Below are 19,171 nucleotides of genomic sequence, written 5' to 3'. Positions count from 1 at the left end.
ACGCATCGATAGCGCGGCGGCCCGCAAAGCTCCAGAGGCGGTGCGGGGCAGTGCGGGGCGGGGTACGACGAAGGTGCTGGATTGACATATCGGCTTGCTGATTCTGCAATGGACGCATGGGAAGCGCAAAGAAGTCCGCCGCCGAAACGCACGACTCCGCCCACTCGCCTCACGCTGATCGATTCTCCGATCCCGCCGACCCGGTTGATTCCGGTGACGACACCGACAAGGTCCTCACCGCAGTCGGCCCCCGCCTGCGCAAGATCCGCAAGGAGCGCGGCGCCACCCTCGCCGGGCTCTCCGAGGCCACCGGCATCTCCGTCAGCACCCTGTCCCGCCTGGAGTCGGGCGGCCGCAGGCCGAGCCTCGAACTGCTCCTGCCCATCGCCCGCGCCCACCAGGTGCCCCTCGACGAGCTCGTCGGCGCCCCGCCGGTGGGCGACCCGCGGGTGCGGGCCAAGCCGATCGTCCGGCACGGGCGGACGATGGTGCCCCTGACCCGGCAGCCCGGCGGGCTCCAGGCGTACAAGGTCATCGAGCCCCCGCGCTCCGTCCAGCCCGACCCGCGGACCCACGAGGGGTACGAGTGGCTGTACGTCCTTTCGGGGCGGCTGCGCCTCGTGCTCGCCGAGCACGACGTGGTGCTCGGTCCCGGCGAGGCGGCGGAGTTCGACACGCGCGTGCCGCACTGGTTCGGGTCGACGGGGGAGGGCCCGGTGGAGTTCCTGAGCCTCTTCGGGCCGCAGGGGGAGCGCATGCACGTACGGGCGCGGCCCGCCGCGAAGGGCGGCAAGGGGGATTAGAGGAGAGCAGGGGCGAGCAGGGGCGAGCAGGGGGGCAGGGGGGAGTAGGGGGCGAGGCGGACCAGACGGAGTGGTCGCCGCCGGGAAGGGGCGCACTGTTCCCTTCTGGGCAAGCGACCGCTTAGTATGCGCGTGGAGCACGGTCGACTACAGCGTGGAGGCCCCGCATGCGCGCATGGCACGTACACCGCAACGGCGAGCCGGGCGAGGTGATGCGGCTCGAAGAGGCGGAGCGGCCCGTGCCCGGCGACGGGCAGGTGCTCCTGAAGGTCCGCGCCGCGAACATCAACTTCCCCGACGCGCTGCTGTGCCGGGGGCAGTACCAGATCACCCCGCCGCTGCCGTTCACGCCGGGCGTGGAGATCTGCGGCGAGACCGAGGACGGGCGGCGCGTCATCGCCACCCCGGCGCTGCCGCACGGCGGTCTCGCCGAGTACGCCGTCGCGGACGCCGCCGCCCTGCTGCCCGCGCCGGACGCCCTCGACGACGCGGAGGCCGCCGCGCTGCACATCGGCTACCAGACCGGCTGGTTCGGCCTGCACCGGCGCGCGCACCTCAAGGAGGGCGAGACGCTGCTCGTGCACGCGGCCGCGGGCGGTGTCGGCAGCGCGGCCGTGCAACTCGGCAAGGCGGCGGGCGCCCGCGTCATCGGCGTCGTCGGCGGCCCGGACAAGGCCGAGGTCGCGCGCGGGCTCGGCTGCGACCTGGTCGTCGACCGGCGCGCGGACGACATCGTGGGCGTCGTGAAGGAGGCCACCGGCGGCCGCGGCGCCGACGTCGTGTACGACCCGGTCGGCGGCGACGCCTACGCCAAGTCCACCAAGTGCGTGGCCTTCGAGGGCCGCATCCTCGTCGTCGGCTTCGCGAGCGGCACCATCCCGACGCCCGCCCTCAACCACGCCCTGGTGAAGAACTACTCGATCGTCGGCCTGCACTGGGGCCTGTACAACACCAAGGACCCGCGCGCCGTCCGGGAGTGCCACGAACACCTCACCGAACTGGCCGCGAAGGGCGCCGTCAAGCCCCTGGTGAGCGAGCGCGTGCCGCTCGGCCGGGCCGCGGCGGCCGTCCAGCGCGTCGCCGACGGCACCACCACCGGCCGCGTGACCGTGCTGCCCGCCCTCCCCGAGGAGGCCGCCGCATGACCGACGCAGCCGAACTCCGCCGCCGCACGAAGGACCTGCTCGCCGCGCACCCTCCGGCGACCACGGACCGCACCGACTTCCTCAAGGCCCGCTTCGACGCCGGACTCGCCTGGGTGCACTACCCCGAAGGCCTCGGCGGCCTGGGCGCCCCGCGCACCCTGCAGGCCGTGGTGGACGCCGAGCTTGAGGCCGCGGGCGCGCCCGACAACGACCCGCGCCGCATCGGCATCGGCCTCGGCATGGCCGCGCCCACCATCCTCGGCTTCGGCACGGACGAACAGAAGCGCCGCTTCCTGCGGCCCTTGTGGGTCGGCGAGGAGGTGTGGTGCCAGCTGTTCAGCGAACCCGGCGCCGGATCCGACCTCGCGGCGCTCGGCACCCGCGCCGTCCGCGACGGCGAGAGCTGGGCCGTGGACGGGCAGAAGGTGTGGACGTCCAGCGCGCACGTCGCCCGCTGGGGCATCCTCATCGCCCGCACCGACCCGGACGTGCCCAAGCACCGCGGCATCACGTACTTCATCTGCGACATGACCGACCCCGGCGTCGAGGTGCGGCCGCTGCGGCAGATCACCGGCGAGGCCGAGTTCAACGAGGTCTTCCTCACCGGCGTGCGCATCCCCGACAGCCGCCGCCTCGGCGCGGTCGGGGACGGCTGGAAGGTCGCGCAGACCACCCTCATGAACGAGCGCGTCTCCATCGGCGGCATGCGCGTCCCCCGTGAGGGCGGCATGATCGGCCCCGTCGCCAAGGCCTGGCGCGAGCGCCCCGAACTGCGCACCCACGACCTGCACCAGCGCCTGCTCACCCTCTGGGTGGAGGCGGAGGTCGCCCGGCTCACCGGCGACCGCCTTCGCCAGCAGCTCGTCGCGGGACAGCCGGGACCCGAGGGTTCCGGCATGAAGCTCGGCTTCGCCCGCCTCAACCAGGAGATCAGCGGCCTGGAGGTGGAACTCCTCGGCGACGAGGGCCTGTTGTACGACGACTGGACGATGCGCCGGCCCGACCTGGTCGACTTCACCGGGCGCGAGGCGGGCTACCGCTATCTGCGCTCCAAGGGCAACAGCATCGAGGGCGGGACCAGCGAGGTGCTGCTCAACATCGTCGCCGAGCGCGTCCTCGGCCTCCCGCCGGAACCGCGCACCGACAAGGACGTCGCCTGGAAGGACCTGACCCGATGACGACGCAGAGTGACCTGCTGTACACGGAGGAAGAGGAGGCGGTGCGCTCCGCCGTGCGCTCCCTCCTCGCCGACCGCTGCGCCCCGGCCGACGTCCTCGCCCGCGCCGAGTCGGAGCAGCCGCACGACCACGAACTGTGGAAGACCCTCGCCGACGGCATGGGCCTCGCCGGGCTCCTGGTGCCCGAGGGCCGCGGCGGTCAGGGCGCCTCGCACCGCGAAGCGGCCGTGGTCCTGGAGGAGTTGGGGCGCGCGCTGGCGCCGGTGCCGTATCTGACGAGCGCCGTCATCGCCACCGAGACGCTGCTGGCCTGCACCGGCGACGCGGCGGCGGAACTCCTCGCCGCGCTCGCGTCCGGCCGCACGGTCGGCGCGCTCGCCGTGCCGTTCGCCACGGCCCCGGAGGCCGACCGCCCGCGGGCGCGGTTCGACCGGGGCGCCCTGCACGGCGAGGTGCGGGGCGTCGCGGACGCGGCCGCCGCCGACGTCCTGCTCGTCCCGGCGGACGGCGGACTGTACGCCGTCGACACCGAGCGGGACGGCGTCACCGTCACCCCGCAGACCTCCCTCGACCGCACCCGCCCGCTCGCCGTGGTCACCCTCGACGGGGCTCCCGCCCGCCTGCTCGCCGAGGGCACGGAAGCGGAGACGGCCGTACGCCTCGGTCTGCGCTCCGGAGCCGGACTGCTCGCCTCCGAGCAACTCGGCATCGCCGAATGGTGCTTGACGGAAACCGTGGCCTATCTGAAGGAGCGCCACCAGTTCAACCGGCCCGTCGGCTCCTTCCAGGCCCTCAAGCACCGCCTCGCCGAGCTCTGGCTGCGCGTGGTCAACACCCGCGCCGCCGCCCGGCACGCCGCCGACGCCCTCGCCACCGGCAGCGACGAGCCGCACCTCGCGGCCGCCCTGGCCCAGGCCTACGCGGCCCCCGTGGCGGTGCGCGCCGCCGAGGAGGCGCTCCAACTGCACGGCGGGATCGGCATGACGTGGGAGCACCCCGTCCATCTGTACCTGAAGCGGGCCAAGACCGACTCGATCGCCCTGGGCACGGCCGGACAGCACCGGGCGGAATTGGCCGACCTGGTCGACCTCCCCGCACCCGCAACGCCCTGACCTGGGCGTAGTCCCCAGGTCGTATAGGACCCCGCCATTGCCCGCCCATTACATGAGGCATAATTGCGAGTCGTTCGCAATAACTCTTGATCTTGTGTAGGGGTGTGGAGCATGAGGGCCGGATCGATACGTGGCACCGGTGCCGTCGCGGCGGCGGCCGCACTGGCGGTCGCCGCCACGGCCTGCTCGGCGCCGGACGACGGCAAGGGCGGCGGCGCCAAGACGTCGGCGGTCGTCGGCATCGCGTACGAGCCAGAGACCCTGAGCCCGCTCCTCGGCTACGGCAAGGACGGCAACTCCAAGATCTTCGACGGGCTGCTCACGCACGACGCGGACATGAAGCTGAGGCCCGCGCTCGCCGCGAAGCTGCCGAAGGTCAGCGACGACGGCAAGACCTACACGTATCAGCTGCGCAAGGGCGTCAAGTTCAGCGACGGCAAGCCGTTCACGGCCAAGGACGTCGTCTTCACGTACGAGACCATCCTCGACAAGAAGACGAACAACGCCTCCAAGACCGAGCTGGACGCCCTCAAGAGCGTCGAGGCCAAGGGGGACGACGCCGTCGTCTTCCACCTCAAGTACCCCTACGCGCCGTTCGCCGAGCGCACCGTCCTGCCCATCGCGCCCCAGCACATCGCGGGCAAGCAGGACGTGAACACCGGCGCCTTCACCACCAAGCCCGTCGGCACCGGACCGTACGAGCTGGTGAAGTGGTCCAAGGGCGAGAAGCTGGTCTTCAAGGCCAACCCCGGCTACTGGGGCGGCGCGCCGAAGGTCAAGAACTTCACCATGGCCATCGTCAAGGACGACGACCTGCGCGCCACCCGGCTGCGCACCGGCGACCTCGACGGCGCCATCCTGCCGCCCAACCTCGCCAAGACCTTCGAGTCCGACGGCGGCAAGCAGACGTACGCCGCCAAGACCTTCGACTACCGCGTCGTGACCCTGCCGACCGGCAACAAGGTCGCGGGCGACACCGCCGTGCGGCGCGCCCTCGACATCGGCGTGGACCGCAAGACGATGGTCGACCAGATCCTGGAGGGCGCGGGCAAGGAGGCCTACGGCCCGGTGCCGACGGACAGCCCCTGGTTCACCAAGGGCACCGAGCGGAAGTTCGACGTCGAGAAGGCCAAGAAGATCCTCGACGACGCCGGCTGGAAGCCCGGCAAGGACGGCGTCCGCGAGAAGGACGGCGTCCAGGCGAAGTTCCCCCTCTGGTACCTCACCGGCGACAAGCTCCGCCAGGACCACGCCCTCGCCTACGCCTCCGACGCCAAGAAGCTCGGCATCAAGGCCGAGGTGCAGTCCGGCACCTGGGAGGTCATCGAGCCCCGCATGGCCAAGGACGCGGTCCTCGCGGGCGGCGGCTCCCCGGCCGACCCGGACTTCGACCAGTACACGCTCCTGAACTCCGCGCTCGCCGGTGACGGCTTCAACAACATGGCGCACTACGACAACCCCAAGGTCGACAAGGCCCTTGAGGACGCCCGCAAGAGCGGCGACCACGCGAAGCGCCAGGCCGCGTACGACACGATCCAGCGTGAGCTGGTCAAGAACCCCGGCTACACCTTCCTCACGCACATCGACCACCTGTACGTGGTGAACAAGTCCTTCGGCGACCTCTCCACGCAGGTCGAGCCGCACGACCACGGCCTGGCCTCCGGCCCGTGGTGGAACGTCGAGGACTGGCAGCCGAGCAAGTGACGTCGGCTCCCAGCAAGCCCGCCCACCCCGCCGAGTCCGCCGCGCCCGCCGAGGCGGCCCCGGCGGCCGGGCGGGGGCGGCGGGCGCTGCCCTGGGGTCCGATGGCGCGGCTCGTGGGACGGCGGGCGGTGTTCGCCGTCCCCGTCCTGCTCATCGTCACCTTCGGCGTCTTCGCCGTCGCCGCGGCCTCGCCCTTCGACCCCGTCAAGGCGTACGCGGGCACGGCCGGGCTCACCGCGTCCCAGGAGAACCTCGACCAGCTGCGCGCCAACCTCGGCGTCGACAAGCCGCTCGTCGAGCGCTGGTGGGACTGGCTGACCGCCGCGCTCCGCGGCGACCTCGGGGACTCCCACACGCTGCGCCAGCCCGTCGCCGACGCCATCGGCGAGCGCATCGGCTGGTCGGTGCTGCTCGCCGCGACCGCCTTCGTCCTCGCGATCCTGCTCGGCTCGGCCCTCGGCGTGCTCGCCGCGCGCCGCCCCGGCGGCTGGATCGACCGGGGCGTGACCTCGCTCGCGTACACCCTGGAGGCGGCGCCGCCGTTCTGGCTCGGCCTGCTCGCCGTGTGGCTGTTCGCCCTCAAGCTGGGCGTGCTGCCCGCGGGCGGTCTCACCGACACCTCCAGCACGGTGGTGACGGCCGGGCAGGTGACCCACCACCTCGTCCTGCCCGCCGCCGTCCTCGCCGTCTCGCAGCTTCCCTGGTTCGTCCTCTACGTACGCCAGGGCGTCGGCGACGCGCTCGGCGACGACCCCGTCCGGGGCGCCCGTGCGCGGGGCCTCGCCGAGCGGACCGTGCTCCTCAAGCACGCCTTCCGCTCCGGCATGCTGCCCGTGCTCACCCTCGTCGGCTCCCGCGTGCCCGAACTCATCACCGGCGCGCTCCTCGTCGAGACCGTCTTCAGCTGGCCCGGCATCGCCGCCGCGACCGTGCAGGCCGCCACCTCCGTGGACTTCCCCCTGCTCGCCGCGCTGACCGCGCTCGCCACCGTCGCCGTGCTGCTCGGCAACCTCCTCGCGGACCTGCTGTACGGGCTCGCCGACCCGAGGGTGGGATTCGATGGCTGACACCCGCAGTCCACAGGCCGAGGCGCCGAAGGCCGACGCCGCCGCCCAGGTGACCTGGCGTTCCGCGACCGGCCGCGCCGCCGCGGGCACGCGCAGGCTGTCCCGCTCCACGCGCGCGTGGCGGGTCTGGAGCTCCGCCGCGATCGTTGCGGCCGTCGTGCTCGCCGTGCTGATCGTGCCGCCGCTCGTCGACCTCGACGAACAGGCCGTGCACCTCGCCGACAAGCTCCTTCCGCCGTGCCTGGAGCACCCGTTCGGCACCGACGACGTGGGCCGCGACCTGCTACTCCGGTGCGTGTACGGGCTGCGTGTGTCCCTGCTCGTCGGCGTGGTCGCCGCCGTCGTGGCCACCGTCATCGGCACCGCCGTCGGTGCGCTCGCCGCCGCGTCCGGCGGCTGGGTGGACCGCGTCGTGATGCGCCTCGTGGACGTCTTCTCCTCCGTGCCGCACCTGCTGCTCGGCATCTTCATCGTGGCGATGTTCCGGCCCGGCGTCTGGCCCGTCGTGATCTCCGTGGCCCTCACGCACTGGCTGTCGACGGCCCGCATCGTGCGCGCCGAGGTCCTCTCGCTGCGCTCGCGCCCGTACATCGACGCCGCCGTCTCCGGCGGCGCGTCCCGCTGGCGCGTGACCGTGCGGCACCTGCTCCCCGGCGTCCTGCCCCAGGCCGGGCTCGCCGCCGTCCTCATGGTCCCGCACGCCATCTGGCACGAGTCCGCCCTGTCCTTCCTCGGCCTCGGCCTGCCCACCCACCAGGCCAGCCTCGGCACCCTCGTCCAGGGCGCCCGCAGCTCCCTCCTGGCCGGCGACTGGTGGCCGACGCTCTTCCCCGGCCTCTTCATCATCGTGCCGACCCTGGCCATCGCGGGCCTCGCGGGCGCCTGGCGCGACCGGATCAACCCGCGCCGCCGATCGGAGCTGATGCTGTGACTGGGTTGTCGAATGGGGCCGACGCCGAGCCCGAGGTGAGTGATCGGACGGCGGCGGGGGAGACCGCGCGTGAGGCGGTGGACGGGACCGGACGTGAGGCGATCGGCGAGTCCGCCCCGGCCGCCCGGCCTGCCCTGTCCGTCCCACCTGCCCCGCCCGTCCTCTCCGTACGCGGCCTCTCCGTCCGCTTCCGCATGCGCGGCGGCGCCCACGTGGCCGCCGTCACCGACGCGCGGTTCGACCTCGCCGCGGGCGAGTGCCTCGCGCTCGTCGGCGAGAGCGGGTGCGGCAAGTCCGTGCTCGCCTCCGCACTGCTCGGCCTCCTGCCGGAGAACGCCCAGACGGCCGGGTCCGCGCTCCTCGGTAACGGCACCGACCTGCTCACCGCCGACGAGCGCACCCTCGCCCGCACCGTGCGCGGGCGGCGCGTCGGCCTCGTACCGCAGAGCCCCGCGGCGCATCTGACCCCCGTACGTACCGTGCGCTCCCAACTGGAGGAAACCCTCAGGGAGTTGGCGGGCGTGCGCAGGCCCGCGCTGCGGAAGGCGGGTGAGGCCGCCGCCGAGCGTGCCGCGTTCCCGATCGGGCACCTCGACCGCTACCCGCACGAGCTGTCCGGCGGGCTCGCCCAGCGCGCCGCCACCGCCCTCGCGCTCATCGGCGACGCCCCGCTGCTCCTCGCGGACGAGCCCACCACCGGCCTCGACCGCGAGCTGGTCGACCGCACCGTCGACGAACTGCGGCGGCACGTCGGAGACGACCGGGCGCTGCTGATGATCACCCACGACCTGGCGGCGGCCGAGCGGATCGCCGACCGCGTCGCCGTGATGTACGCGAGCCGCATCGTCGAGATCGCCGACGCCGCCGACTTCTTCGGCGAGCCTGGGCCACGCCACCCCTACGCGCGCGGGCTGCTCGACGCGCTGCCCGACCGGGAGTTCAGGCCCGTCCCCGGCATGCCGCCCGAGCTGTCCGCGCTCCCCGAGGGGTGCGCGTTCGCCGCGCGCTGCGAGCGGGCCGACGAGGCCTGTGCGGTCGTACCCGCGCTGCCGGCGGAGCCTTCATCGGGCGCCGCCTGCCACCACCCGGTCGCCGCCGCCCTGGAGGCGTCCCGTGCTTGAACTGCGTTCCCTGACCGCCGGATACGACCGCCGCGACCCCGTCGTCCGCGATGTGAGCCTGACCGTCGAGCCGGGCGAGTCCGTCGGTCTGCTCGGCCCCAGCGGCTGCGGCAAGTCGACGCTCGCGCGCGTCGCGGCACTGCTGCACCGGCCCGACCGGGGCCAGGTCGTCATCGACGGCGAGCCCGCACGCGGCTGGCGCCACCGCGCGCCGCGCGCCCAGCGCACCGCGTTCGGCGTCGTCTTCCAGCAGCCCCGGCTCTCCGCCGACCCGCGCCTCACCCTCACCCAGCTCGTCGCCGAGCCCCTGCGGGCCACCGGCCGCGCGACCGAAGCCACGGACCGCGTACGAGAGTTGGCGCGCACCGTCGGCCTCGGCGAGGACCTGCTCGGCCGCCGCCCGCACGAGGTCAGCGACGGTCAACTCCAGCGCGCCTGCCTGGCCCGCGCACTGGTTCTGCGCCCGCGCTGGCTGATCTGCGACGAGATGACGGCGATGCTGGACGCGTCGACGACGGCGGCGCTGGTGACGGCGGTGGAGGGCTACCGGGCGGACAGCGGCGCGGGGTTGCTGGCCGTGGGCCATGACAGGGTGCTGCTTGAGCGGTGGTGCGACCGGACGGTGGAGTGGGGCGAGCTGACGCGGCCTGAGAGGGCGGTACGAGATTCAATGTCCGATCTGCCGCTGCGTCCCGGGGGAGCGGACAGGTAGCGGGGTGTGCCCGCGCTTCGCGCGAACGACGGGGGTTCAAGGACAGGCTCTGATCGGCCCCGGCCAAGGGTCCCGCGTTCGACGAACCGCTTGAGCCTCGGGCGGGTTCTGCTGACGGTGTCAGGCACGATCTCCAGGCCCATCGCCTCGTACACCTGCCGTGCCCGCGGCGGGCGTCAGCCGTGGCGAACACCGCCACGATCCGCACCTGGCCGCATCGGCCTGCGCGGCGATCTCCCGTTCCCGCTCCTCCAGCCGTGCCGGCGCTGCGCCGAGGCTTTGTGCCGGTGTCAGGCGTCAGTGACTCGGCTGGAGACTACCTCGCGCTCCGATTCAGGTACGCCCACAACAAGGTGGGCAAGGCGGCAGTGGCCAGCCCCAGCCAGAGGTATTGGGCATGCGCGGTGGAGGGAGCAAAGCTCCAGAACGAGATCTCTTGGTGCAGCATCACGGCCAGCCAGCCACCCACGAGCCCACACGCCAACTCGATGGGCCGGACGAAGAGCGCGGCGAGTGGTACCGCGCCCGCGAGGATGCCGGTAACCACCCACATCGACACCACGTTCCATCCGAGCGCCTCGAAGCCCAGACGGGACGAGACGTACAAGCCGACCACGGCCAGCGTCAGAGCGGTCGCAGCGGCGGGCGCCCGCCATCGCGCGGGATGCTGTAGCCGCAGCGGCGGTCCCGTCCGGACGATCGCGATGGCTACGGCGGCCAGGACGACACCCATGAGGACAAAACCAGTGGTTTCCACCTCCCGGTCCCACCCGGAAAGCTCCAGTGTCCGGGGTGCGTAGTCCGAGAGCCGGTGCGGAGCCGTTCCGGCCATGTCGAGGCCGTACACCATCAGTAGTGCAGCACCGGACCACGCGGCCTTCCCGCGCAGAGCACACAGCCGCCATGTGACCACACCGGCCAGCAGGTGGAACGTCGGCACCGTGATGTCGGCGAGGTACATCACGGTCGAGCCCGGGTACCTCCGCCACTCCTCGACGCTCGTCACCAGGCTGTACTCACCCACCGCGGCGAGGTAGACCGAGGCGGCCAATCGCGGAAGCGCGCAGAGAAACATCGCCAACAGGAACAGCCGCCCCGCCATCCGCAGGAGTCGGGGGTCACTGTCTCGCACCTCGGTATCGCCAGGTGGAGACGACCAGGACGGCACCGGCAGGGGCGCCACGGGCCTGGGCCGGGACGGCGGCGCGACCGGCCGGATGCTGGTTGTGGCCGTACACACGGCGGGGTTCCGGCTCAGTGCCAGCAGGTCGGCAGTCCCCGTCCCGCGCTGCCGCGGAACGGGCAGGCCGCGGGTCGTCGCGGTGCGCAGGAGTCGGCGGTAGATCTCGCCGTACGTGAGGAATTCCGGTCCGGACGGGATGCCGGTGTGCAGCAGGTGCAACAGTTCGCCGGTGAAGGCCGTGTGGGCGGCCCCGGCAGGGGCGAGTGCCACAGTGTTGACCGGGGTCGAGGTCAGGACGTACGTGCCCTCGATGCCGACCTGGCCGAGGACGGCTGCCTCATCGTCGGCCATGTCTTGGATGGCACGCCCGCTGAAGCAGCAGTCGAGGATGACAACGCGGTTGGCGGCCGGACAGTCGGAGAGCACGTCGCGCAACAGGTCGAATGGCAGGGCGCTGACCCTGAGTTCGTCCGGGACGGTCTCCGCGAGACTCAGGTAGAGCTCGTTACGGGGCCCGGTCTGGCCGTGGCCGGTGAAGTACACGAGGAAGGTGTCCTCGGCAGGGAAGACCTGCTGGTCCGCCTCGGCGCCCGACTGGAGGAAGCGATGCCCTGGGCGGACCGGACGCCCGCCTTCGTGGGCGGCCACTGAGCCCCACCCTCAGCTCTGCCCTGCTGCCCTTCAGGTCCGCTCCACCACCAACACCTCCACCCCCCGCTCCCGCATCCCCCGCAGTTCCTCCCGCGCCACGCCCTCGTCGACGACCACCACATCGAAGTCCGTCAGCGGCGCGAGCGCGTACAGGCCGTCGCGGGTGAACTTCGTGTGGTCGGCCAGGAGCACGCGGCGTGTGGCCGCCGCCATCATCGCCCGCTTGACCTGCACGGTCTCCGGTGACGTGTGATAGCAGCGGCCGCGGGTCACCGCCGTCGTCGACATGAAGAGGACGTCCGCGCGGAACGCCGCCACGCTGTCCGCGGTGTGCAGGCCCATGAACGCGTCGTACGCGGGGAAGTAGGCGCCGCCGAGCGCGATGAGGGAGACGCCGGGCTCCTTGGCGAGTGCCGTGATCGCGGGCAGCGAGTTCGTGAGGACCGTCAGCGGGGTGTGCCCGGCCAGCTCGCGGGTCAGGTGCAGGCACGTCGTGCTGTCGTCGAGGAGAACCGTCTGGCCGGGGACGAGGAGCCGGGCCGCGGCGCGGGCGAGCTGTTGCTTCGTCTGGGCCATGGTCGTCATGCGCTCGGCGACGCTGCCGTGGAACTGCGCCGAGGGCAGGGCGGTCGCCCCGCCGCGCACCTTGCGGAGCCACCCCTGCGACTGGAGGAAGTCCAGGTCGCGGTGGACGGTCATCAGGCTCACGTCGAACGTGTCGGCGAGGTCGGCCGCGCGCACGAAGCCGCCCGCCACCACCTGCTCCCGGATGCGGCGCCTGCGCTGCTCGCGCACCTCGACTCGGTCCGCCGCGCCGCCTTCGCCCTCGGCCATGGCTCTGCCTTCCCGGTCCCATCAGTGTGAAGTGCCCGAGTGATGATCTCACGTACTTCACTCGGTGAGGGAGCGTGGATCCCGGCTCGACCGGCAGTGGACGCGGGCGCCGCGCGGCATCTCACGCAGCCCGCCGCCCCCTCCGCGTGAGGATTCGCGAAGTGTTTGACGTGCCTTTTCGGCCAGCTGTTTGCTCTCTCCAGCCCAGTCGATGCCGACCCGCGCAAGGGGCGGCCGACCCTCTCCATCCCACGCCCTCTGGGGGAGCTTCGATGACGAACAGCCCCGTGCCGCGTTCGCTCTTCACACGCGCCGGTATCCCGCAGCCCCTGTCCTGGGGCTACCTCGGACTCCTGGTCTTCATGACGGGCGTCGGCATCGAGGCCGGTTTCCTCTCGCCGTACCTGGAGGACCTCGGCATCCCGTCGTCGCAGGTCGCGATGGTGTTCACCGTGTACGGAGTGACGGGCGCCGTCGCCGGATGGCTGTCCGCCGCGCTCTCCGACCTGTGGGGCCCGCGCAAGGTCATGTGGCTCGGCCTCGGAGCCTTCGTCGCCACGCACGTCTTCTTCCTCGCGGTCGCCGTCCCCAGCGAGGCGTATCCGCTGCTCCTGCTCGGCTACGGCCTGCGCGGCCTCGCCTATCCGCTGTTCGCCTACGCGTTCCTCGTGTGGATCGCCGCGGTCGCGCCGCCGAAGCAGATGGGCAGCGCGATGGGCTGGTTCTGGTCGGCGTTCTCCGCGGGCCTGCCGACGCTCGGCTCGCTCACCGCGAGCCTGCTCATCCCGATGGTGGGGGAGCGCGGCACGCTGTGGGCCGCCCTCGGCGTGGTGGCGGTCGGCGGGCTGCTCGCGCTGCTCATGGTCCGGGAGCCCACCGGCGCGGCGCGGCTCGCCCCGGCGGGGGAGAGCCCCCTGTCCGGACTCACCGGCAGCCTCACCATCCTCGTCAGGGAGCCGCGCGTCGGCGCCGGGGCCGTGGTGCGGATGCTCAACACCGCCTCGCAGTTCGGCTTTCTGGTGATGCTTCCGGCGTGGTTCATGCACGAGGTCGGGCTCTCCAACGCCCAGTGGCTCAGACTCCTAGCCATCATGTTCGCCACGAACATCGTCACGAACCTGCTGTTCGGCGTCGTCGGGGACAAGGTCGGCTGGCGCGCGACGGTCGCGTGGTGCGGCGGCGTCGGCTGTACGGTCTCGACGCTGCTCCTGTACTACGTCCCGGCGGCGGCCGGCGCGCAGTACGCGCTGTGCGTCCTGGTCGCCGTGCTGTACGGCGCCACCCTCTCCGGGTACGTGCCGCTGTCCGCCCTCATGACCGCCATCGCGCCCGCCCACAAGGGCCAGGCCATGGCCGCCCTGAACCTCGGGGCCGGTGCCTCCACGTTCGTCGGGCCGCTCGTCGTCAGCATCTTCCGGGGGCCGCTCGGCGTGGGCGGCGTCGTCTGGATCTTCGCGGGGTTCCACGCGGTGAGCGCCGCCCTCACCCTCGTACTGAGGACCACGGCCGCGGACAGCGGCCCCGCACCCAACGCCGTCGCGCACGCCGTCGCCACCCCCGCCACGAAGGGTCTGTGACCACCATGTCGGTACTCGCCATCGACGTCGGCACCACCATGATCAAGTCGGTCGTCTTCGACGACCAGGGCGGCGAACTCGCCGTCTCCCGGCTCGCCACCGAGGTGCAGCGCCGCCACCCCGGCTGGGCCGAGCAGGACATGGACACCGTGTGGAACGCCGTCGTCTACACCGTCCGCACCGCCCTGTCCGCCCTCGCCGAACGGCCCGGGGCCGCCGACCCCGTGTGGCTGGTGACGTTCACCGCGCAGGGCGACGGCGCCTGGCTCGTGGACACGGCGGGGCGGCCCACCGGGCCCGCGGTCCTGTGGTCCGACGGGCGCGCGGGCGACATCCTCACGCGCTGGGAGCGGGAGGGCGTGCTGCGCGAGGCGTTCCGCCGCAACGGCTCGCTGACGTGCAGCGGCATGCCGAACGCCGTGTTCAGCTGGCTCGCCGCCCACGACCCGGACCGCCTGGCCCGCTCCAGCGCCTCCCTGACGGCGGCGGGCTGGCTCTTCCTCAAGCTCACCGGCGTGACCGCGATCGACGAGTCCGACGCGTCGGCGCCGTTCCTCGACCACGCGACCGGCGACTACGACCCGGGGATCGTGGACCTGTTCGGCCTCGGCGAATACGCCCGGCTCCTGCCGAAGGTCCTCGGCGAGAACGAGCGGATCGCCGAGATCACCGGTGACGCGGCCGCCCAACTCGGCGTGCAGCCGGGCCTCCCGGTGGTGATGGCCCCGTACGACATCGCCTCCACCGCGCGCGGCGTCGGCGTCGTCAACCCCGGCCAGGCGTGCGGCATCCTCGGCACGACGCTGTGCACGGAGATCGTCCGCAAGGACGTCGACGCCACCGGGGAGCCGTCCGGCATCAACATCGCCTACCGGGGCCGCGAGCGCGTCCTGCGCGCCTTCCCGACCCTGAGCGGCGTCGAGGTGCTGTCCTGGGCGGCGCGCACCCTCCAGCTCGAAGGGCCGCCGGAACTGGGCGAGTTGGCGTTCTCCGCGCCGCCCGGAGCGCACGGCCTGATGTTCCTGCCATACCTGTCCCCGGCCGGTGAGCGCGCGCCGTTCCTCGACCCGCGCGCCCGCGGCGCCTTCTGGGGCCTGTCCCTGGAGCACACCCCGGCCGACCTCGCCCGCGCCGTCTTCGACGGCCTCTCCCTCGTCGTCCGCGACTCCCTCGCCGCGTCCCGTACGACCGTGACGGAGCTGAGGCTGTGCGGCGGCGGCGCCAACAACGACGAGTGGTGCCGCCTCATCGCGGACGCCACCGGCGTGCCCACGGCCCGCTCGGGCGACACCGAACTCGGCGCCAAGGGCGCCTTCCTCACCGGGCTCGTGCTCACCGGCGCCGAGTCCAGCATGCACAGCGCCGCCGCCAAATACGTACGGATGCGCACCAGTTGGGAGCCCGACCCGGAGCGCGCCCAGTTCTACGCCGAGTTGTACGAGGAGTTCCTGCGGTGGCGGACGCTGGCGCGCGAGGCCGGGTGGACGGCGGCGGCGCCCGGATCCCGTACGACCGCTCCCGGGTCCCGTACCGCACCGCAAGGAGCCCCCCGTGCCTGACCCCGCCCCCCATCCGCGCCCGGGCCCCGCCGGACTCCCGCCCGAAGCCGTCTGGCTCGGCCTCGACCTCGGCACCCAGAGCGCCCGCTGCGTCGCCGTCGACTCCGCGGGCACCGTCCTCGCCGCCGCGTCCCGGCCGCTGACCAGCCATCGCGACGGGGTCCGCCACGAGCAGGACCCCGAGGAGTGGTGGACGGCGCTCACCGCCGCCTGCCGGGAGGCGACGGCCGCGCTCGACGACCCCGCCCGCGTCCGGGGCCTCGCCCTCGACGCCACCTCCGGCACCCTCCTGCTCGCCGACGACCGGGGCGTCCCGCTGACGTCGGGCCTGATGTACGACGACGGGCGCGCCACCGACCAGGCCGCCCGCGTCAACGCGGTCGGCGGCGCCGTCTGGGGCGAACTCGGCTACCGCTCCATGCAGGCGTCCTGGGCGCTGCCCAAGCTGCTGTGGCTCCTCGAACACACGCGGGTGGCGGCGCGCCCGGACGCCCGCCTGCTGCACCAGCCCGACCTCATCACCTGGCGCCTGGCCGGACACCAGGTCGCGAGCGACGCCAGCCACGCCCTGAAGACCGGCTACCACCTCGTCGACGAACGCTGGCCGACGAAGGAGTTCGACCAACTCGACATCCCCGAAAGGCTGTTGCCCGACGTGGTCCGGCCCGGCACTGTCCTCGGCGCGGTGTGCGCGGCCGCCGCCGAGGCCACCGGCATCCCCGAGGGGACGGCGATCGTCGCCGGGATGACGGACGGCTGCGCCGCGCAGATCGGCGCGGGCGCGCTGGCGCCCGGCGCGTGGAACTCGGTGCTCGGTACGACGCTCGTCCTCAAGGGCACGAGCCCGCACCTCGTACGCGACCCGGGCGGGGTCGTCTACTGCCACCGCGGCCCCGGCGGCACCTGGCTGCCGGGCGGCGCGTCCAGCAGCGGCGCGGGCGTGCTCGCACACGAGTTCCCGGGAGCCGACCTCACGGGGCTCACGGCGGCCGGGGCCGCCCTGGACGACGACGCGGTCGCGTACCCGCTCGTGTCGAGCGGCGGCGAACGGTTCCCGTTCCGTGCGGCGGACGCCACGCCCTTCGCCCTCGGCACACCGCGCGGTGAGGCCGGGCGCCTCCACGCGTACCTGCTGGGCGTGGCCTGCGTGGAGCGGCTGTGCCTCGACTACCTGGACCGCATCGGCGCGCCCGTCGACGGGCCACTGACCTTCACCGGCGGCGGCGCGCGCAACGCCTACTGGAACCAGTTGCGCGCCGATGTGCTCGGCCGGGCGGTGCGCGTGCCCGAACAGGCCGAAGGCGCCGTCGGGATGGCGGTCCTCGCGGCGACGTCGAGCGGCGTGCCCGTGCGGGACGCGGCCGACGCGATGGTGCGCACGGGCGCCGAGATCCGCCCGGACCCGGCGCGGACGGCCCGTTGGGCGCCCGTCTACCTCGGCTTCGTCGACGCGCTCGCGGCCCGGGGGTGGCTCGCTCCGGAGGTCGCGGCGCACGCACGCGCGCGGGCGGAGCGGGCGTCGACGACGGGAGGGCGTCGGGCGGCGATGGGCGCGGGACAGCGGGAGGGCCGGGCGGGGACTGACGTGGATCAGCGGGAGGGCCGAGTCGAGACGGACGCGGAACACCACCAAGGCCGGGCCGCGACGGACCCGGAACACCACCAAGGCCGAGCCGCGACGGACCCGGAACACCGACAAGCAAGAGGAACAGCGCAGTGACCCACGTCATTCTCGTACGCCACGGCGAGACCGTCTGGCACGACGGCAACCGCTACGCGGGCCGCACCGACGTCGCGCTCACCCCGCGCGGCCGGCTCCAGGCCGCCGAACTCGCCGCCTGGGCGGCCGGGCAGCGCATCGACGCGGTGTTCAGCTCACCGCTGTCGCGGGCCCGCCTGACGGCGGCGCCCGCGGGGGAGGCGCTCGGCCTGACGCCGCGTGTCGACGAGCGGCTCAGCGAGGTCGACTTCGGCCGCGGCGAGGGCCTCACCCGGGCGGAGATGCGCGACCGCTTCCCCGGCGAGCTGGACGCGTTCCTCGACGACCCCGTCGCCCACCACCTGCCCGACGGCGAGGACCCGCGCGAGGCCGCCGCGCGCGCGAGCGCCTGCCTCGCCGACATCGCCGCCGCCTTCCCCGACGGCCGCGTGCTCGTCGTCGCCCACTCGACGCTGTTGCGCCTGACCCTCTGCGACCAGCTCGGCATTCCCCTGAGCGAGTACCGCCGGGTGTTCCCGCACATGGACAACGGCTCCCTCACCGAACTGGGCCTGCGCGACGGGCAGTCGTCGCTCCTGCGCTTCAACGCGCCGGCGCACCCCGCGCACTGACCCCGGGGGCACCTGTTCCCCACCTGTACGCACAGCTTCCGCACGCACAGCTTCCGTAGACGCAGATCCGTACGCCAGACCCCGCACGCACAGAAAGAAGCCCCCATGAGCACCACCGGCCCCACCACGGGCACCACGGGCGCCCCCGCCGTCACCGTCCTGGCCGCGGGCGACCACTTCGTCCTGGCGCGCCTGCTCGGCGAGGAGGTCCGCAGAGCCACCGACGGCGCCGTTGCGGTCCGCGAACTCACCCTGCCCTGGCCGCACACGCCCTTCGGCCCCGTCGGCGAGGTCATCGAGGCGTCCGGCACCGAGGACGAGCTGATCGAGGCGCTGGCCGGCGTCGAGGTGTGCGTGACGCAGATGGCGCCGCTGACCGAACGCGTCCTCGCGGCCAGCCCCGACCTCAAGCTGATGTGCGTCAGCAGGGGCGGCCCGGTCAACGTCAACCTGGAGGCGGCGACCCGGCACGGCGTCGCCGTCTGCTACGCGCCCGGCCGCAACGCCGTCGCCACCGCCGAGCACACCCTCACGCTGCTCCTCGCGGCAGCGCGCGGCGTCGGCGACACGCACACCGACCTGCGCCGGGGCGTGTGGCGCGGCGACTACTACGACTACGACAACTGCGGCATCGAGATCGAGGGAACCACGGTCGGCCTGGTCGGGTACGGCGCGATCGGCAGCCGGGTCGCGCGGATCCTGGTGGCCATGGGCGCCGAGGTCCTCGTCCACGACCCGTACGTGTCCCCGGAGGCGTTCGCCGGATTCGGCGAACAGGTCACGCTCGACGAGCTGCTGTCGCGCTCCCGCATCGTCTCCCTCCACGCTCGCGTCACCGACGAGACCAGGGGCATGATCGGCGCCGACCAGATCGCCCGCATGCCGCGCGGCTCGGTCCTGGTGAACTGCGCCCGCGGCGCCCTCCTCGACTACGACGCCGCGTGCGACGCCCTGGACAGCGGCCAACTCGCCGGAGCGGGCTTCGACGTCTACCCGCACGAGCCCGTCCCCGCCGACTCCCGTCTCCTGTCCACTCCCGGCATCGTCATGACCCCGCACATCGCGGGCGCCAGCCAGGAGGTCGCCCACAAGGCGGCCCGCATCGTCGCGGCGGAAGTCGGCCGCTACCTGCGCGGTGAGCCGCTGGCCCACTGCGCCAACCCGGAGGCCACCGCGAGCCGAACGCGGTGAACGCACGGGGTCGATAGCGCCAACTCCCAGGCCATGGGGGTTTCCTGCGGCGCCCGGAGCCTCATACTCACT

The 19,171-nt window shown here is 73.2% G+C and carries 16 protein-coding genes; 14 read left to right on the top strand and 2 right to left on the bottom strand.

The genetic code is table 11. The annotated features are described in order from the left end of the window. Positions 1 to 116 precede the first annotated feature (116 nt). The 9 genes from ACZ6BG_RS30570 (at position 117) to ACZ6BG_RS30530 (ending at position 9,773) form a co-directional block, all read left to right on the top strand. Positions 117 to 803: a helix-turn-helix domain-containing protein gene (locus ACZ6BG_RS30570; RefSeq protein ID WP_469007462.1), complete on the top strand. Its 687-nt coding sequence runs from the start codon at positions 117 to 119 to the stop codon at positions 801 to 803. A 167-nt stretch (positions 804 to 970) separates the two neighbouring features. Further along, positions 971 to 1,948, top strand: coding sequence for an NADPH:quinone oxidoreductase family protein (locus ACZ6BG_RS30565; RefSeq protein WP_469007461.1), 978 nt, complete (start codon positions 971 to 973; stop codon positions 1,946 to 1,948). Next, a complete protein-coding gene (locus ACZ6BG_RS30560; protein ID WP_469007460.1) occupies positions 1,945 to 3,126 on the top strand; it encodes an acyl-CoA dehydrogenase family protein in 1,182 nt (393 codons plus the stop codon). The genes ACZ6BG_RS30565 and ACZ6BG_RS30560 overlap by 4 nt, the downstream gene beginning before the upstream one ends. Beyond that, on the top strand, positions 3,123 to 4,238 hold the full coding sequence (locus tag ACZ6BG_RS30555) for an acyl-CoA dehydrogenase family protein (RefSeq protein ID WP_469007459.1): 1,116 nt from the start codon (positions 3,123 to 3,125) through the stop codon (positions 4,236 to 4,238). The genes ACZ6BG_RS30560 and ACZ6BG_RS30555 overlap by 4 nt, the downstream gene beginning before the upstream one ends. Before the next feature lie 111 nt (positions 4,239 to 4,349). Next, on the top strand, positions 4,350 to 5,942 hold the full coding sequence (locus ACZ6BG_RS30550) for an ABC transporter substrate-binding protein (protein ID WP_469007458.1): 1,593 nt from the start codon (positions 4,350 to 4,352) through the stop codon (positions 5,940 to 5,942). Between the two features lie 101 nt (positions 5,943 to 6,043). Next, a complete protein-coding gene (locus tag ACZ6BG_RS30545; protein WP_469007688.1) occupies positions 6,044 to 7,009 on the top strand; it encodes an ABC transporter permease in 966 nt (321 codons plus the stop codon). Beyond that, positions 7,002 to 7,940 (top strand): ABC transporter permease, encoded by a 939-nt coding sequence (locus ACZ6BG_RS30540; RefSeq protein ID WP_469007457.1) that lies wholly within the window; start codon positions 7,002 to 7,004, stop codon positions 7,938 to 7,940. The genes ACZ6BG_RS30545 and ACZ6BG_RS30540 overlap by 8 nt, the downstream gene beginning before the upstream one ends. A gap of 194 nt (positions 7,941 to 8,134) precedes the next feature. After that, positions 8,135 to 9,061: an ABC transporter ATP-binding protein gene (locus tag ACZ6BG_RS30535; protein ID WP_469007687.1), complete on the top strand. Its 927-nt coding sequence runs from the start codon at positions 8,135 to 8,137 to the stop codon at positions 9,059 to 9,061. Then, positions 9,054 to 9,773, top strand: coding sequence for an ABC transporter ATP-binding protein (locus ACZ6BG_RS30530; RefSeq protein WP_469007456.1), 720 nt, complete (start codon positions 9,054 to 9,056; stop codon positions 9,771 to 9,773). Before ACZ6BG_RS30535 ends, ACZ6BG_RS30530 begins: the two co-directional genes overlap by 8 nt. 316 nt (positions 9,774 to 10,089) lie before the next feature. On the opposite strand, the gene ACZ6BG_RS30525 is transcribed toward ACZ6BG_RS30530, so the two are convergent. Together ACZ6BG_RS30525 and ACZ6BG_RS30520 are read right to left on the bottom strand one after the other, a co-directional pair. Continuing rightward, positions 10,090 to 11,604 (bottom strand): caspase family protein, encoded by a 1,515-nt coding sequence (locus tag ACZ6BG_RS30525; protein ID WP_469007455.1) that lies wholly within the window; start codon positions 11,602 to 11,604, stop codon positions 10,090 to 10,092. Positions 11,605 to 11,637: 33 nt separating this feature from the next. Next, on the bottom strand, positions 11,638 to 12,441 hold the full coding sequence (locus tag ACZ6BG_RS30520; protein ID WP_469007454.1) for a DeoR/GlpR family DNA-binding transcription regulator: 804 nt from the start codon (positions 12,439 to 12,441) through the stop codon (positions 11,638 to 11,640). A 272-nt stretch (positions 12,442 to 12,713) separates the two neighbouring features. Here ACZ6BG_RS30520 and ACZ6BG_RS30515 point away from each other — a divergent pair, with 272 nt between their 5' ends. From ACZ6BG_RS30515 to ACZ6BG_RS30495, 5 genes are all read left to right on the top strand, one after another. Beyond that, a complete protein-coding gene (locus tag ACZ6BG_RS30515; protein WP_469007453.1) occupies positions 12,714 to 14,018 on the top strand; it encodes an MFS transporter in 1,305 nt (434 codons plus the stop codon). Positions 14,019 to 14,023: 5 nt separating this feature from the next. Next, positions 14,024 to 15,577, top strand: a complete 1,554-nt coding sequence (locus ACZ6BG_RS30510; RefSeq protein ID WP_469007686.1) for an FGGY family carbohydrate kinase — start codon at positions 14,024 to 14,026, stop codon at positions 15,575 to 15,577. Beyond that, on the top strand, positions 15,570 to 17,297 hold the full coding sequence (locus ACZ6BG_RS30505; protein ID WP_469007452.1) for an FGGY-family carbohydrate kinase: 1,728 nt from the start codon (positions 15,570 to 15,572) through the stop codon (positions 17,295 to 17,297). Before ACZ6BG_RS30510 ends, ACZ6BG_RS30505 begins: the two co-directional genes overlap by 8 nt. Then, a complete protein-coding gene (locus ACZ6BG_RS30500) occupies positions 17,294 to 17,908 on the top strand; it encodes a histidine phosphatase family protein (RefSeq protein ID WP_469007451.1) in 615 nt (204 codons plus the stop codon). Before ACZ6BG_RS30505 ends, ACZ6BG_RS30500 begins: the two co-directional genes overlap by 4 nt. Before the next feature lie 105 nt (positions 17,909 to 18,013). Further along, positions 18,014 to 19,099: a 2-hydroxyacid dehydrogenase gene (locus tag ACZ6BG_RS30495; RefSeq protein WP_469007450.1), complete on the top strand. Its 1,086-nt coding sequence runs from the start codon at positions 18,014 to 18,016 to the stop codon at positions 19,097 to 19,099. Positions 19,100 to 19,171 lie beyond the last annotated feature (72 nt).

The sequence above is a fragment of the Streptomyces sp. NPDC041205 genome (assembly GCF_055591765.1).
The sequence above is the reverse complement of the archived record's forward strand: the minus strand, read 5'-3'. Positions and strand labels throughout refer to the sequence as shown.